This is a genomic window from Novosphingobium jiangmenense (assembly GCF_015694345.1).
GTDB classification, from domain to species: domain Bacteria; phylum Pseudomonadota; class Alphaproteobacteria; order Sphingomonadales; family Sphingomonadaceae; genus Novosphingobium; species Novosphingobium jiangmenense.
The window spans coordinates 24,944-40,271 of record NZ_JADQDC010000003.1 but is presented as its reverse complement, the minus strand read 5'-3'; the positions used below and the strand labels follow the sequence as shown (position 1 = coordinate 40,271).

General features: G+C 57.6%; 12 protein-coding genes. All 12 read left to right on the top strand.

The features are described from left to right. Nucleotides 1-154: 154 nt before the first annotated feature. The 12 genes from I2488_RS05200 (at nucleotide 155) to I2488_RS05145 (ending at nucleotide 14,997) form a co-directional block, all read left to right on the top strand. A complete protein-coding gene (locus I2488_RS05200) occupies nucleotides 155-736 on the top strand; it encodes a GbsR/MarR family transcriptional regulator (RefSeq protein ID WP_196274758.1) in 582 nt (193 codons plus the stop codon). A gap of 74 nt (nucleotides 737-810) precedes the next feature. Further along, the gene (locus I2488_RS05195; RefSeq protein ID WP_343070988.1) at nucleotides 811-1,500 is read left to right on the top strand and encodes a DUF4166 domain-containing protein; all 690 of its coding nucleotides are present in this window, start codon (nucleotides 811-813) and stop codon (nucleotides 1,498-1,500) included. Next, nucleotides 1,493-2,998, top strand: a complete 1,506-nt coding sequence (locus I2488_RS05190; protein ID WP_196274756.1) for a TIGR01777 family oxidoreductase — start codon at nucleotides 1,493-1,495, stop codon at nucleotides 2,996-2,998. Before I2488_RS05195 ends, I2488_RS05190 begins: the two co-directional genes overlap by 8 nt. Then, nucleotides 2,995-3,873, top strand: coding sequence for an oxygenase MpaB family protein (locus I2488_RS05185; protein ID WP_425492358.1), 879 nt, complete (start codon nucleotides 2,995-2,997; stop codon nucleotides 3,871-3,873). The genes I2488_RS05190 and I2488_RS05185 overlap by 4 nt, the downstream gene beginning before the upstream one ends. A 469-nt stretch (nucleotides 3,874-4,342) precedes the next feature. Further along, nucleotides 4,343-4,663, top strand: a complete 321-nt coding sequence (locus I2488_RS05180) for a hypothetical protein (protein ID WP_196274755.1) — start codon at nucleotides 4,343-4,345, stop codon at nucleotides 4,661-4,663. Further along, the gene (locus I2488_RS19500; protein WP_196274754.1) at nucleotides 4,660-4,932 is read left to right on the top strand and encodes a helix-turn-helix domain-containing protein; all 273 of its coding nucleotides are present in this window, start codon (nucleotides 4,660-4,662) and stop codon (nucleotides 4,930-4,932) included. Before I2488_RS05180 ends, I2488_RS19500 begins: the two co-directional genes overlap by 4 nt. Nucleotides 4,933-5,132: 200 nt before the next feature. Next, a complete protein-coding gene (locus tag I2488_RS05170; protein ID WP_196274753.1) occupies nucleotides 5,133-7,409 on the top strand; it encodes a type I restriction-modification system subunit M in 2,277 nt (758 codons plus the stop codon). A 47-nt stretch (nucleotides 7,410-7,456) separates the two neighbouring features. Further along, nucleotides 7,457-8,824: a restriction endonuclease subunit S gene (locus I2488_RS05165; RefSeq protein WP_196274752.1), complete on the top strand. Its 1,368-nt coding sequence runs from the start codon at nucleotides 7,457-7,459 to the stop codon at nucleotides 8,822-8,824. Continuing rightward, nucleotides 8,821-10,296 carry a ParB N-terminal domain-containing protein gene (locus tag I2488_RS05160; protein WP_196274751.1) on the top strand — a complete coding sequence of 492 codons (1,476 nt, stop codon included), beginning with the start codon at nucleotides 8,821-8,823 and terminating at the stop codon, nucleotides 10,294-10,296. The genes I2488_RS05165 and I2488_RS05160 overlap by 4 nt, the downstream gene beginning before the upstream one ends. A gap of 23 nt (nucleotides 10,297-10,319) precedes the next feature. Then, nucleotides 10,320-12,947: an AAA family ATPase gene (locus I2488_RS05155; RefSeq protein ID WP_214652225.1), complete on the top strand. Its 2,628-nt coding sequence runs from the start codon at nucleotides 10,320-10,322 to the stop codon at nucleotides 12,945-12,947. Then, nucleotides 12,944-13,690 (top strand): PGN_0703 family putative restriction endonuclease, encoded by a 747-nt coding sequence (locus I2488_RS05150; RefSeq protein WP_196274750.1) that lies wholly within the window; start codon nucleotides 12,944-12,946, stop codon nucleotides 13,688-13,690. Before I2488_RS05155 ends, I2488_RS05150 begins: the two co-directional genes overlap by 4 nt. Further along, a complete protein-coding gene (locus tag I2488_RS05145) occupies nucleotides 13,687-14,997 on the top strand; it encodes a 5-methylcytosine restriction system specificity protein McrC (RefSeq protein WP_196274749.1) in 1,311 nt (436 codons plus the stop codon). The genes I2488_RS05150 and I2488_RS05145 overlap by 4 nt, the downstream gene beginning before the upstream one ends. Nucleotides 14,998-15,328: the final 331 nt, after the last annotated feature.

Below are 15,328 nucleotides of genomic sequence, written 5' to 3'. Positions count from 1 at the left end.
CCTTGTCTGGCCAGCCGCACCATATGGTAGCTATGTCCGCTTTGTGGCAGCCAACGGGCGATCAGCTATGACCGGGATGGCGCGCAAAGCCGCCGCCGCTTGTAGTCGAAACCAATCCCTTGACTCGCATTACTATCTAGCAGATATTTCTGTCATGACAGAAAAAACTATCGAGTCGCACAAGCTGCCCGCCGCCGTGGAGGCGTTCGTGCTGCGCTGGGGTGATCTCGGCGGCCAGTGGGGCGTCAATCGCTCAGTCGCGCAAATTCAAGCGCTGCTGCTGCTCTCCGATCGCCCGCTCACGGCTGAAGAGATCGCCGAAAAGCTTGGCATGGCGCGTTCCAACGTCTCCAACAGCATCAAGGAACTGTTGAACTGGAAGCTGGTCACTCGCGTTCCTGTGCTCGGTGACCGGCGCGATCACTACGTTGCCGAAACCGACATGTGGCAGATGGCAAGCAAGGTCGCGCAGGGGCGTAAGGAGCGCGAGATCGACCCGATGGTGGCAGCCATTCGGGCGGCGATGGAGGGAATCGACGATCCGCGTATCAGCCCCCTGGTCCGTCAGCGGCTGCATGGGATGCACGATTTCATCAACACGGTGGAGGGCTGGTACAACCAGATGATCCACGTCCCTCCGCAGCAGATCATGCGGCTAATCCGGCTTGGATCGAAGGTTGTTAGCCTGCTGAAATTTGTCGGTCGCAAGGATGCGTCCGCCAAAGAAGATGCGTGAAAAAAATTTGAGCCCAGATTTCTCTCAATACAGAAATAACTAGCCAAACAGGAGATCGGGAGATGCAGAACATAGTGAGGGAACTCCCCGATCGACAGACGGGCAAGCCCGCTGCCAGCGGGGCAAACGAATTGATCGACTTGCGCTTCCGCCAATTGCTTGGCGCGCAGGAATGGGCGTCTCTTCCAGATGCTGTCCGCCGCCGCTTCGGCAAACGCCTCGGTGTCGGGCATTCTGCCAATTATGCCGGACAGGTTTTGTCTTGCCGGATGAATATCAGCGGTTGGATTCTGGCCCAGGCTTGTCGACTGATTGGCGCCCCGCTCCCGCTGGAGCGCGAGGGCGGAGTTGCTGCCATAGTCAGCGTCACCGAAGACGGCGTGAGCGGGGGCCAGGTCTGGACTAGGGTTTACGCGCGCAAGCGCGGTTTCCCGCAAGTGATCCATTCCGCCAAGCGCTTTGCCGGGCCTACCGGCCTGGAGGAATATCTCGGCGGGGGCTTCGGCATTGCGCTTTGCGTCAGTGCGATTGAGGGCGGTATCCGCTTCTCGAGCGATCACTATTTCTTGCAGCTGGGGCGCATCCGGCTGCGCATGCCGCGCTGGCTCGCGCCGGGCGTGCTGACCATTGACCATGCTGATTGCGGCGGAGGAAGCTTCACCTTCACGCTTGCCCTGCGTCACCGCCTTTTGGGTGAGGTGATGCACCAGCACAGCCGCTTTTGCGACCAATCCGACAACCAGGGAGGGCCTGCCCATGACTGACATTCTCTGGATCGCCGTCTTCGCCCAAATGATGATGGGCGCCTTCGATACCATCTATCACCATGAGGGTACCGAGCGCCTGGCGTGGCGGCAGTCGCAACGGGTTGAGCTGGCCCTACATGGCGTGCGCAACCTTGCCTATGCGGTGATGTTTACCGCGCTTGGCTGGTTCGAGCCAAAGGGCCTGTGGGCGGTCGCACTTCTGGCCCTGCTGGCGGGCGAACTGGTCATAACATTGTGGGATTTCGTGGAGGAGGATCGCACCCGCCACCTGCCCGCGACCGAGCGCATAACGCACACGCTTTTGACGCTGAACTACGGCGTGATCCTTGCAATGCTGGTTCCTTGGCTTGTCGGGCTGGCGGGCAACGAGACCGGGCTTGCCCCGACATACTACGGTCTGATGAGCTGGTTCTGTGCCGTCGCGGCATTTGGGGTGATCGTCTCGGGGCTGCGCGATCTCGCTGCCGCCCGCCGCACGGTCCGGTTGACCGAGCGTGATCCCGCCAGCCTTGTAGCTGCTTTGCCTGCGCACCAATCAGTTCTCGTGACCGGTGGAACGGGCTTTATCGGCAACAGGCTGGTGACGGCGTTGATCGCCGCCGGTCACAACGTCACTGTGTTGACCCGCGACCGAGCAAAGGTCGTCCCGCTTGCAGCTGCCGGGCCGGTTCGCTGCGTAACCTCGCTGGACGAGATCGCAAGTGAGACACTCATCGATGCGATCGTGAACCTGGCCGGAGAGCCCATTTCCGATACGCCGTGGACAAAGGCCAAGCGCCTGCGGATCATCCGTTCGCGCTTGGAAACCACCTACGGGATTGCCCGACTGATCGAACGGTTGGACCGCAAGCCCGCTGTGCTTGTCAGCGGCTCAGCCATTGGCTGGTACGGATTGCGCGGAGACCAGCCTTTGACCGAAGCGAACCTTGGCACGCCCTGTTTCTCCCGACGTGTCTGCGTCAGCTGGGAACGCGCGGCGAAGCGCGCCGAGAGCCTTGGCGTGCGTACAGTGTATCTCCGCACAGGGCTGGTCCTTGACCGAAGCGGCGGCATGCTCGCGCGCTTGCTGGCTCCCTTCGAGTTCGGCCTGGGTGGCCGGTTTGGCGACGGATGGCATTGGATGAGTTGGATCCATCGCGACGATATCGTACGCCTCATCTGTCATGCCATCGCGAAGGATGAATTGGCAGGTCCGGTCAATGCCGTCGCGCCTGAACCCGTTACAAATAGGCGCTTCACTGGCGCACTGGCGGCGGCGCTATCACGCCCGGCAATGGTTTCAATTCCCGCGTGGCCCTTACGGGTTGCTCTGGGGGGCTTCGCAGAGGAACTGCTGCTTAGCGGACAGCGCGTCATTCCCGATGCAGCCATGCGCAGCGGGTTCGTCTTTGAATATGCAACGATCGATGCGGCACTCGCCCAGATCGTTGGCAAGCCCAATAGGGAGGCTTCAAATGGGGTTGCGGTCACATATTCGGTAGTTGCAAAAGCATGACGATGCCAGTTGACCTATCGCCCGGTTTGTTTCTGCGACGCGTCCTCGTTTCGCGCGTGCAGGCAGTGTTCAATGACCGGGAAAAGGGCGAGACCCCCGTCGTCCGGTCACGCGGAGCCTTGTTCGAACCGGAGTCCGTTATCTGGCGCGTTCACGGCGATGTGACCACCATGATGATCGGCGGAGTTACCGCTTTGCTCATGCAGATGCTGCACCCGGCGGCGCTAGCCGGTGTCTGGGACCACAGCACGTTTCGCAACGACATGATCGGGCGCTTGCGCCGTACGGCAAGGTTTATTGCGGTCACCACCTACGCGGAACGCGAGCTTGCTGAACGGGCAATCGAAGAGGTCAAGGCGGTCCACGAACACGTGCAAGGCGTACTGGGTGATGGGACGCCCTATCGGGCGGGTGATCCGCGTCTGCTGGCATGGGTTCATGTCTGCGAGACGATCGGTTTCCTTGATGCATGGATTGCCTACGGCGAACCGCGAATGTCGCCCTCAGACCAGGACGCCTATGTAAAGCAGGCGGGGCTCGTCGCTCGCGCGTTAGGTGCTGATCCTGTGCCAGAAACGCGGGCTCAGGCTGAGGCACTGATCGAAGAGTTCATGCCAGAACTGCGCGCCAACGATCGCACGCACTCCGTTGCCGGAATGGTACTCTCCCAGCCTTCCCCTTCGCTGGCTGCATCGCCCGCGCAGCATCTGCTTATGCAGGCCGCAGTAGACCTGCTGCCCTCCTGGGCCAAGGCTATGCACAACAGGCGGCTGCATGGGCCAGCTCGACCGCTTGTTCGGGCCGGGGCGCTGGCCATTACCCGAACGCTTCACTGGGCGTTTGTAGATGCTCGCCGAACGCCGACGGCGGCATGACCTGCGCACCATCGGATCCCTACGATACGGACCCCTCAGATGAGCCAGGTCGGATGGCCATTTGCTACAAATGCGTGGTTTATAGGCAGGAGATGTTTGATCGAATGGCTATCACTCAAGCCCGATTTGGGCTAGGAAATCCGCGTGAAACCAAGACCTTTGCCATCGGAAATCGGGCAGGGAAGTGGTTGATCACATCGGTCCAAATAGGGAACAACTTCGCGCACACCGTACGCGACAAATCGCAGGGAAGACTGGAAATAAAACATTATATAACAGTAATTTGGTGCGTATCTGAGAAATTGGCAGCTTCTCCGTCAAATCTGACTTGCGATCAGTCTTGGGCATTCCCGCAAATCACATATGGCCGAAAGGCGAGGAAATGCGCCAGTTCCAGCGAGCTTGACTGCGCCATCGAACATAAGTAGAACAAACTTGCCTTTCGCAGTGTGATCCAGGCTCCACCAGCATGGAGTCCAGCATGACACGCAATGTTTCCATCCAGACCTATCTGCCCAAGCACGTCGCCGCCTGGGTTCAGGATGAAGCCACCCGCGCCAAGCAAAGCCGCAGCCAGTGGATCGGTGCCATCGTCACGGACCTGTTCCAGGGCCAGGAGCTGCGTGAGGAGGCGAGGCAGAACGCCGAGTTCATCAAACGCCGTCTGGTCTTCATCATGTGCGCTCTCGATGGCCTTCTGCTTGCCCATCCCGATGCGACCCTCCGGACTAAGGTGCACGAAGCGCATAAGCGGCAGCTCGACAAGCTTGCGCAGGAGAAGGGCGAATGAGGCGCCGGGAAGCCAAGGCGTCTGCAAAGGACGAACAACTCGACCTCCCATTCGATCGTCGCACGAGGAGGGCCCGAACCAACGGCGCCGAACCGCTCGCCGTCCGGATTCCCGACGCCGTGCGGATGACTGGAATAGGTCGGTCAAAGCTCTACCAGTTGATTGCGTCAGGGGAGCTGGAAACGGTCAAGATTGGCAGATGCACGCTGATAACGTTAGATGCGCTCAAAGGCCTGCTGGCCAACGCACAGTCTCCGAATTCCAAGTGAAATCAATTGGATTTGTTGTGGCGAGCGTAGCATCTCAATTAGGTTACAACGGGGTCCGGTGCGCGATGGCGGCGCTCAAGCGTCAACGGGATTGCTATCTTTTCATGTGTGGGTGACCGCCCCCTCTTGGAACTTCGCCATGGCCTCAGACCAACCAGATCGCTAAGAGGGATGTCAAAATCGCGCGTGGGGAAATTGGAATGGAAGTATCTGAAATCGTTCAGAGGGGTCTAGACGCAAAGCTGATTGCAATTGATGCCGACCAGAAGAGCGTTTCCTACCGCGCCCAAAATAAGAAGTACCGCCTGAGCGATCCTGAGGAGATCGTCCGTGCCGGTGCTTATGTCGCTTTGATCCTTGACTATGGATACCCAGCTGACCAGCTTGATATTGAATTTCCGGTTCCACATCGCGTTCCGAGCCTGACCGCCGACATTGTTGTCTTCAAGGACAAGGCGCGGAAGACCCCTTACATCGTCGTAGAGTGCAAGCGAGAAGAAGCCAGCAAGGGCGAACTGGATCAGGCTGTTGAACAGGGCTTCGGCTATGCCAATTCCTTGAAGGCAGAATTCATGTGGATGACGTCTGGCATCCGCAATGACTATTTCAAGGTTGCCGGGTTCGGCGGCATGGAGCGGGCCGAGAACCGAGAGCCGGACATCCCCCGCTTCGGCAAGGCGGATGTCGCGGCAGCCCGCTTCACAAAGGGCGGCGTCAACGGCTTCGAGCTGAAAGTCGTCCAGGAAACCGAACTGACCCGAAAGTTCAAACAGGCGCACGATGCCCTTTGGGCGGGCGGCAAGCGGAACCCGGCAGAAGCGTTTGATGAGCTCGACAAGCTGATCTTCTGCAAGATATGGGATGAGCGTGCGCCGCGTAAGCCGGGCGAGCCCTATGACTTTCAGGTTTTCAAAAGCGACCGCGACAAGGGCGATGACCTGAAAAGGCGCATTCAGGCAATTTACGAACAGGGGCGCGCCAAGGACAAGGAGGTGTTCCAGGACGACATCCGCCTGTCTAATGCCGAGCTGCAAACAGTGGTTGGCTATCTGGCCGACACGAACCTCAGCGAAACCGACCTCGACAGTAAGGGCCGCGCGTTCGAAACGTTCATGACCGGCTTTTTCCGCGGTGAGTTCGGTCAGTATTTCACGCCACGCAACATCGTGAAATTCATCGTCGATGCGCTGCCAATCACAAATGAAAGCGCAGTGATCGACACGTCATGCGGCAGTGGCGGATTCCTGCTGCATGCTCTCGACAAGGTGCGCCGACAGGCGGACGCGATGGCTGAAGATGGCTATTTCACTAAGGGGGACCGCCAGCACTGGAAGCACTGGCACGATTTCGCCGAGAACAATCTGTACGGGATCGAGATTTCGGAAGGGATCGCCCGCACTGCCAAAATGAACATGATCATCCATGACGATGGTCATACCAATGTCATTTCACATGACGGGCTGGAATCGATCGATGCCATGCGCCTCGCGACCGGCAACCAGGGGTTCATCCCTGAGTCCTTTGATTTCATCATCACCAATCCGCCGTTTGGCTCCAAAGTTAAGCTGGCGGAGAAGGGCTACCTTCAGAACTACGATCTTGGCAGGAAGGACATCGACTGGGTCGACGCCAAGATGAACAATGTCCGTGTCGTGCAGAAAGACGCGGGCAACGGTGAGGTCATCCGCTTGACCTTCACCGAAAAGAACCGCGATCAGCAGACCACCGAAGTGCTGTTTATCGAGCAGTGCCACCGCTTTCTAAAGCCCGGCGGCTACATGGCGATGGTCATCCCGGACAGCATCCTGACCAATTCGTCGATGCAATATGTTCGCAACTGGATTGAGGAGCATTGGCGGATCGTCAGCGTGGTTTCGCTGCCGCAGTTCGCCTTCGCCGCCAATGGGGCGGGGGTGAAAAGCTCGGTGCTCTTCCTCAAGAAGCACGACGCCAAAACGACTACTGCCATCCAGCGGATCAAGGAACAGGCACAGGACAAGCTGCATGATGCGAAGGACGGCGGGAACGCGCTCGAAAAGCTGATTGCCGAGAAGAAGCTGGTGCTAAAACGCGGGGATGCAGAGTGCCAGCGCATCGATGCGGAGATGATCGCAAAGGCCGAGGCACTGTCCGAACAGGGCACTCTGACCCCAGCGATCCGCAAGGCTTTGAAGGCCGAGGCTGAGGCCGCAAAGATCAAGCATATGGAGACCGATGCGTTCGCGCAGTGGAAGGCCGACACCAATGATGATTACAACGAACGCATTGAAAACCTGCGCGAGGCACTGAACGACAAATATCTGGCCGAGGTGAAGGCCAGGGTTTCTGACTATGAAATCTACATGGCGATTGCGGAGGACATTGGCTACGACGCCACTGGACGCCCAACCGCGACCAACGAGCTTGAGGCAGTGGCGACAGAGCTAAGTCGCTTCATTGCCCATATCGAGGCGGGAGCGACGCGCCCTTTTGTCTAAACCCCGATCTCGACGGAGAACGTTTCTTCGTCGTGGGTTGGGGTGAAATGACAGGTCGCCATGACGCCCGCTACTATCTGCCGAAGTTCACACGGCTTGAGGAACGTGTCGCTGCACGGGCGACTGGCAAGCTCCGTGACTATAGTCGGCAATCTGCTGGCGGTGCTACGCCCAAGGCTGAGGAAAAGGAGAAGTACTACTCGGATGATCCAGAAACGGGCATTCCGTTCATTCGGGTGCAAAATCTTTCTGTTTCCGGTGAGCTTTCGCTGGATGATGTAAAGCTGATAAACCTTGAGACGCACCATGGCATGCTGGCGCGCAGCCATGTCGGGCCGGATGATCTGTTGACGAAGATCACCGGCGTTGGTCGAATGGCAGTGTCGTCAGTTCCACCTCCCGGATTTCAAGGCAACATAAACCAGCACCTTGTTCGGATTAAAACCAAGGATCGCCACACAAGCGAGGTCCTGGCAGCTTATCTGAACACTGATATTGCCGAACAATTGGCGACGCGGCGTGCAACAGGTGGAACGAGACCCGCGCTTGACTATCCGGCGTTGCGCTCCATCCCGATCATTTTTGATGAGCGTATTTTGCCTGTTGTTCGATCAGCGCGAGAGAGGCGAAACCAGCGCCTTGGAGAGGCCGCTGCGCTGCTGGCATCGATTGACGATTATCTCCTTTCCGAACTCGGCATCACATTGCCGCCGGAAACCGAAAACACGCTGGCCGACCGCACCTTCCACGTCCGCGCCCATGAACTCGGCGGATGGCGGTTTGACCCGCCAGTTCATAAATCGAAGTTCTCTTTGACTTCTGAAAAACTGGACTCAGTGCCTCTGAGCCGGGTTTGCAATGTCAACCCGCTCACATCATTCGGCGGGCTGCACGACAATGATATGGCGGGCTTTGTCCCCATGGACGCTATATCCGATCGGCTCGGGATTGTTGAATACCTTGGCGAACGGCGGGTCGAAGAATGCGTAGGATACACAACCTTCCGCGATAACGATGTGCTTTGGGCAAAGATCACGCCGTGCATGGAGAACGGGAAGTCCGCTGTCGTCCGGGGCCTGACCAACGGGGTCGGTTTCGGATCGACCGAGTTCCATGTAATTCGGCCGCGGAACTCTGCTGTAATGCCTGAATATGTCCACGCGCTGCTGCGCATGGGCCGACTCCGCAGAGAAGCCAAACGTTTCTTCACCGGCTCGTCTGGTCATCGACGTGTGGATGAAGACTTTCTAAAAAAACTGATCGTGCCGGTTCCGCCGGTAGAAACGCAGGAACGGCTTGTGCAGGAAATTCGTGCCAGACGTGAGCAGGCGATTGAGCTTCAGAACGCCGCCGCCGCCGAATTGGAAGTCGCCAAGCGAAAGATTGAGGCGGTCTTGTTAGGAGACGCTGCATGAGTGTCACATTTCGCGGCGCCTATGAGATGTCGCTAGGCGGCTTCCCCTGCATCCGCGGCTATGCCAGCCTGCGCGACATTGCCCTCTGCTCCTTTCCCGACCCCGCTTACCAGCGCGAGCTGCGGCCAGAGCATGTGGAAGAGATCAAGAGCTTTTTCACAGCTGGCAAATATCTATTTTTCCCAGAAATCATCCTCTCAGCGACGCTGGAGACAGAATACGGGAAACCTGGCGCCCCCGATGGTGACCCGCTTCAAATCGTTCGCCAAGGCGGCAGCTTCAAGTCAAACGTTAATGATCTGAATGTGAAACAGGCCAAAACGCACTGCACGGTAATCGTTCCCGATGATGCTAAGCTGTTCAAACGGATCGACGGCAACCATCGCCTGAATGCGCTGGAGGCTTTGAACGATCCTGAATATGATCGCTATCTCGCGCCTTTCTGCCTGATCCTGTTCGATAAGGCCGACGCGCCCGCGAACGAAAAGGCGCTGTTCCACAACATAAACTCCAAAGCACGCCCGCTAACTTCGGAAGAATCACTGCGTGGCATTATCGATGATGCCGATGGATTCCCGGACGATGATCTGGCCGGACAGTTCGGCACAGAATACCTACAATGCCGCCAATTGGGGGCGCGGCTCAACTTTGACTATCTGCCGCACCTGCGGGCAGTGTTCAACGCGACCGGGCCACGCTCAACCCTCATCCAGTCTTTGCAGGATGCGCAGGGCCAGTTTGCTCGGCTAGAGCTTGGCGACCTTCCCAACACCGATGCATTGTTCGACGCCATTCGGGCAGTCAACGATATCTATGCTGATGAACGCCTCCAGCGTTCCAGCGCGCAGGGCCTGTTTGCCGCGTTTCTGTTTTGGCAATTGAAACCGGGCGCAAGCGATGGCCAGATTACCCAATTCACCAACTGGGTCTTACGCACGCACCAATATGAACTCGGATCGATCAACGCGGCCGACCTGATCAAGATTTTTGAAAAGATCGCTGAATCACGTAAGCGTCAGATTTTCATCTCGATGTGGTTTGCGGAAAAGACGAAGCAGAATTTTGATGCCATCAAAGCGGCCATCGATGATCTGAACAAGGAGCATCAGCTCGACATCAAATTACGCGAAATCCGTGTCGATAGATTCGACACTGGATATTCCTATAAGATCAATCAAGAGATTCTTGATTTGATCGAGAACTCCGGCCTGATGATTGCCGATCTTTCCGGCGGCAACAAGAATGTTCACCACGAAATCGGTTACCTAATGGGCCTTAATCGGGGGCGCGGTTTGCCGGACGAGAACTTTCTGCTGGTTCACAACGAAGCGATAGGTTCTCCCGACACGGACATTGGCTTCAACCTGGCGGGTGACAAGCAATTGAGGGTGAAGGATTCCAATGCTCTACGCGAGGAGGTGAAGCGGCAAATCGCGATCTTCTACGGCCTGACCGATGGCGCTGGTAGCTGAGGGCATGATCAAGGGGGCATCGAATGCGCAAGGATGAATTCCGCGAATGGCTGGGCAAGCGGTTGTGGATGGGCGAGCCCCTAGCGAACAAAGCCAAAACCAGTCGCTGCCGTCGGTGCCAACGGGTTGAACGTGGCTTGCAGGGGCTGGGTTTTGCAGAGACAACGCTGGAAGAGGTCTTTGAAGCTGGTCGCTGGGAAGATCTCTTGGCCCGTCTTGCGGACCTGAAGAAGAATCCCGTGGCCGACCTGGACGCAGCTCGATCGGTAGTGCCGCAAGCCAAGGATCCTCAAGGCCAATTGGGCAATCTACACGCCGCCATAACGCAGTACGGTTACTTCCTGGACGGCCGTGATCCGAACTACGGGGCAAGTGAAGATCCCGTCGACAGCGATGAGGGTCCCGACGAGGAGCTTCTCGCGCGATTTGATGGAGATTCCCGCTTCAGGGAGGCGCGCAAAAACTGGTCCGATGAACAGCGGACGGCATTTTGCAACATGGCGCGTGCGGTCCATGATGCCGGACTAGATTGGTACCATACCAACATCCCGCAGATACGGTTTGGCCGACGGTCTCCCGGTGAAGACAAGGCGCCGGGTACTCTTGGCAGCGTGCAGTTGCGCAAAAACGGCGGCTTTCTGGAATTCAGCCATCAGCACGACCGGCTGAACCTGACGGGCACATATCAGCTCGATGAAACGGCAGCCGATGAGTTTGTAAGTGTCATCGAAGACGCGGAAGAAACGATCCGCAGTTGGCTCCCGCCGCAGCCAACCCGTCCTGGCTTCTGGCCCGATGAGGCAGCTTCCGATGACGTCGAATCGCAGGCCGATCGCATCCGACGGTATGTGTTGGCACATTACATCGAACCAGCCCGAAGGCGCGGCGATTCCAGCGTAACGGTCATTGTGGGGCCGCTAAACAATGAAATGGGCCTTCACATGGCCTGGCCGAACATATGTCAGGCACTTGAGGGCCGGAAGTTTCTAGAGCTAGCCAAAGTTCCTGCGCCAGTTGCCCAGGGACCAAAGCAAAGCACCACACGGAAACTGACATTCGATTTATCGGAAGGAGCCATCTCAGTGGCCGAAGTAAAGCCGAGCCCCCAGAACCTGATCCTCTACGGGCCACCGGGCACGGGTAAGACTTATCGCACCGCACTCGAAGCCGTGAAGCTCTGTGATCCGGAAGCCGATTTTCCTGCCACCGAGGGCGGTCGGAAGGCGCTTATGAAGCGCTACCGCGAGCTTGAAGCCGAGAAGCGGATTGCCTTCGTCACCTTCCACCAGAACTACGACTATGAAACGTTTGTCGAAGGGCTGAGGCCAGAGACCGCTGAGAATGAAGGCGGTTCAGCCGGTTTCCGGCTTGAAGCACGAGCTGGCATTTTTCGAGAAATCTGTGCTTTGGCCGACCAAGCGCGCCACCGCACAGCACCTTCCGCCGATGCATCAGCTTACGATTTTTCCGGTCGCCGCTTCTGGAAGATGGGACAAGGTGCCATTGGCACTGAGGATGACGTTTATGAATCCGCCCTGGCAAACAACTACGTAACCCTCGGCTGGGGCGGTTCAATCGATTGGAGCGATGAGCGCTTTTCCACATTTGACGCGATCAAGGCTGAGTGGCTCGCTCAAAACCCAGACGACACAACGCCCAGCAATTGGACGCAGACCTGGCCGTTTCGCTGTGAAATGCAGATTGGTGACATTGTCATAGTTCCGTACGGCAATACCGCCTTTCGAGCGATTGCCGAGGTGACTGGCGAGTATCGGTTTGAACCTTCGGCTGACGGTTATTATGCGCATCGACGTGATGTGCGCTGGCTCCTCACATTGGATGAGCCTTTGCCACTCGACACAATTGTCGACGGCAACTTCACGATGCGCACGCTCTATTCCCTGCCGACAAAGCGCGTAAACTTGGCTGCTCTTGGCCGGTTGATTGCTGGCGACGTCGAGAACGATGACGGAGAAGAGACCGCGACGGACGGGGTTCCAGACCAGTTCGTACTGATCATTGATGAGATTAATCGTGCAAATATTTCAAAGGTGTTCGGGGAGCTCATTACCCTTATCGAACCAGACAAGCGGCTCGGAATGCCGAATGAACTGAAGTTAACGCTTCCATATTCAAAGAAACGTGACTTTGGTGTCCCCGCAAACCTCCACATCATCGGGACGATGAACACGGCGGACCGCTCCATCGCTTTGCTCGACACGGCGCTTCGTCGGCGGTTCAATTTTCGGGAAATGGCCCCGGAGCCCGACCTACTTTTGGACGCCAGCAAACGCACAGGAATCGACCTTGTCCGGGTTCTGACCACCATCAACCAGCGGATTGAGTATCTCATCGATCGCGAGCACCGCATCGGACACGCATTTTTCATTAACTGCGAGACAGCCGAGCAAGTTCACGCCGCCATGCGCGACAAGGTCATTCCCTTGTTGCAGGAATACTTCTTCGAGGACTGGAGCCGTATTCATGCGGTGCTGGGTGACGGGTTCATCCGGGAAGACATGCTTGATCCGCCACCGGGCATCGAAGGCGACCGTCTGTCGAGCTGGTCGGTACTCACACCATTCAGGGCCGACGCTTTCGACCGATTGACCGGTAAAGTGATGAAATTAGCAGAGGATCCTGGCGAGTGATCGATGAGCTGGCCAGCCATCTGCTTCCCGGCGTGCCTGTCGAGCGCGTTGCGGCCGCGCTTGGCTCGGCGGCGGGGCAGGAACTGGCTTCGGGCAAATTCGGTAACCGACAAAGCAGTTCGGCACTAGCGGTCAACGGGTTCGGCTACTTTCTGGAAGATCCCACCGGCTTGCCTGCGTTACCAGGCCTTTCCGACCTCGATTGGCCAGCTCTGTCCGTCGAAATTGAGCGTCAGATGCGCTTTCCTTGGTCAGGCGGTCGACATCCTTGGCTTGATGCCGCCGTGGAAACCGAAACGCACCTAATCGGGGTTGAGTCCAAACGTTTCGAGCCGTTCCGCGATTCCAAGCAGGCAAAACTTTCACCCAAATACTCATCCCATAAGTGGGATGAGGCTATGGAGCCTTGGTGCGCCATGCGCGACCGGCTGCTAGCGGAGCCTTCCGCGTTTCGTCACCTTGATGCAGCGCAACTGGTCAAGCATGGCTATGGTCTCGTTACCGAAGCACGTCGGCGAGGGAAGCAGCCGGTGCTGCTTTACCTTTACGCCGAGCCAACTGAAGGTCGCGTCATTCCAGCCGAAGCCTTTTCCGATCATCGGTCCGAGATTGCCAGCTTTGCCCAAGGCGTAGCTGGATCAACGGTTCGCTTCGCTGCTTGTTCATGGCGCGAATGGTTGGCAACATTTCCGTCTGAGTTGTCCAGTCACGCAGACCGGATCATTGCCCGGTTCCATCCGTGACGCACCTGACTGTTCACGAATGGGGGCGCACGCCCGTTCACAATGCCACCGGCCCCGCGCCCAGAGGTGCCTTCACCCGCCCCGAGGCCAATGCCCTGCTTCGGGCTGCGCGGTCACATGCACTTGCCAACGAGCCCGGGACCAACATCCTTATTGATCGTTACAGCGAGATAAGGGCCCAACAGGTCGTAGGCGTCATTGCCGCGCCTGGATGTAGTCTAGAGATATTGCCGAAGATCGATTCCGGCGTCGCTGAGGGCGACGAGGCAATCCGGACTCGGCTCATCTCAATGCTCGACGTCGCGCTTGGTCTCAAACTCGGAGACGGACAGGCGCTGGCAATGGCGCGGCAGAAGGAAACCTTGCTCGATATTCTGATCCGCCTGTTTACTGATCGCCTGCTGGCCGAGGCACGACGCGGCCTGCCCCGCGGCTATATAGCTCAGGAAGAAGATCTAGCGGCGCTGAGGGGGCGGCTCGATGTCATCCGTCAGTTCACCCATCACGCTGTGCGACCCGACCGGCTTGCCTGCCGCTTCGACACTCTGAATCCAGACACCCCATTGCTGCGTATCATGAAGGCCTGTGTGGTGCTGCTCCGCCATCATGCGCGTGCTCTGGAGACGCAGAGGCGACTGGACGAGCTCCGTTTCATCCTTGCCGATGTGAGCGATGTGGCTGTCAGCGCCTTACCTTGGACGCAGGTGCGCATCGATCGGACAAACCGTCGCTGGGAAAGCCTGTACGGATTGGCGAAGCTATTCCTGAAGCGCGAATGGCAGCGCACCAACCATGATGCCAAAGCGGGTCAGGGAATTACCTTGCTGTTCGCCATGAATGATTTGTTCGAAGCCTATATCGCCGCTCTGGCGCGAAAGGCGTTGCAAGGGAGCGATCTGACCGTCCATTCGCAGGGCGGACTCCGCTATTGCCTGATGGAGGAGGGCGAAGGAGGCAGGCCACGCTTCCAAACGGCACCGGACATTCTGATCAAGCGGAATAGCCAGGTTCAGATGGTGATCGACACGAAGTGGAAGCTGGTTGGCCAAAATCCGGAAGACAAGAAGCGCGGCGTTTCGCAATCCGACGTCTATCAGATGATGGCGTATGTCCGCCTCTATCGATGCAGCGAGGTGATGTTATTGTACCCGCATCATGCAGCCCTGGGAGCCGAGACACTGGACGCCGGTTATGCGATAATGGAAGGTGATGAACGGCTGCGGATCGCAACCGTGAACCTGATCACTGGTAAGAAGGCAGTTCAACAACAGCTCGCGGGATTGATCGGACCAGTCATTGCCGCCTAGGAGGTGAATGCATGACTTGGCCACAGTGGCTGACGGTCGACGATTGGGCATTGTTGCGAAGACGACCCACGAAGTGCAATGAGCACCGAAGCAAAGCTCGAAGCGATCTGAGTCTTTATCGAGGACCAAGGCAGAGCGCGAGACGGTATTTTTGACGGTATCGAATCAGCGAATCAGGGCAACAAAACATTGTGATATAACGCCTTGTCGATACGTCACGGTCCCTCTTCTGGCACCATTTCTTCTTCCGAGAGAGTATAACCTTCCCCATCCGGGGCGTTGAAATCGCGTGTCTGTCTGCTATCGCTGGCGGCACCGGGGCGAAGCAACC

Bases quoted from the DNA above. Each gene is read 5' to 3' on its own strand.
- I2488_RS05200 (WP_196274758.1), top strand. From the start codon at position 155: ATGACAGAAAAAACTATCGAGTCGCACAAGCTGCCCGCCGCCGTGGAG.
- I2488_RS05190 (WP_196274756.1), top strand. From the start codon at position 1,493: ATGACTGACATTCTCTGGATCGCCGTCTTCGCCCAAATGATGATGGGC.
- I2488_RS05185 (WP_425492358.1), top strand. From the start codon at position 2,995: ATGACGATGCCAGTTGACCTATCGCCCGGTTTGTTTCTGCGACGCGTC.
- I2488_RS05180 (WP_196274755.1), top strand. From the start codon at position 4,343: ATGGAGTCCAGCATGACACGCAATGTTTCCATCCAGACCTATCTGCCC.
- I2488_RS19500 (WP_196274754.1), top strand. From the start codon at position 4,660: ATGAGGCGCCGGGAAGCCAAGGCGTCTGCAAAGGACGAACAACTCGAC.
- I2488_RS05170 (WP_196274753.1), top strand. From the start codon at position 5,133: ATGGAAGTATCTGAAATCGTTCAGAGGGGTCTAGACGCAAAGCTGATT.
- I2488_RS05165 (WP_196274752.1), top strand. From the start codon at position 7,457: ATGACAGGTCGCCATGACGCCCGCTACTATCTGCCGAAGTTCACACGG.
- I2488_RS05160 (WP_196274751.1), top strand. From the start codon at position 8,821: ATGAGTGTCACATTTCGCGGCGCCTATGAGATGTCGCTAGGCGGCTTC.
- I2488_RS05155 (WP_214652225.1), top strand. From the start codon at position 10,320: ATGCGCAAGGATGAATTCCGCGAATGGCTGGGCAAGCGGTTGTGGATG.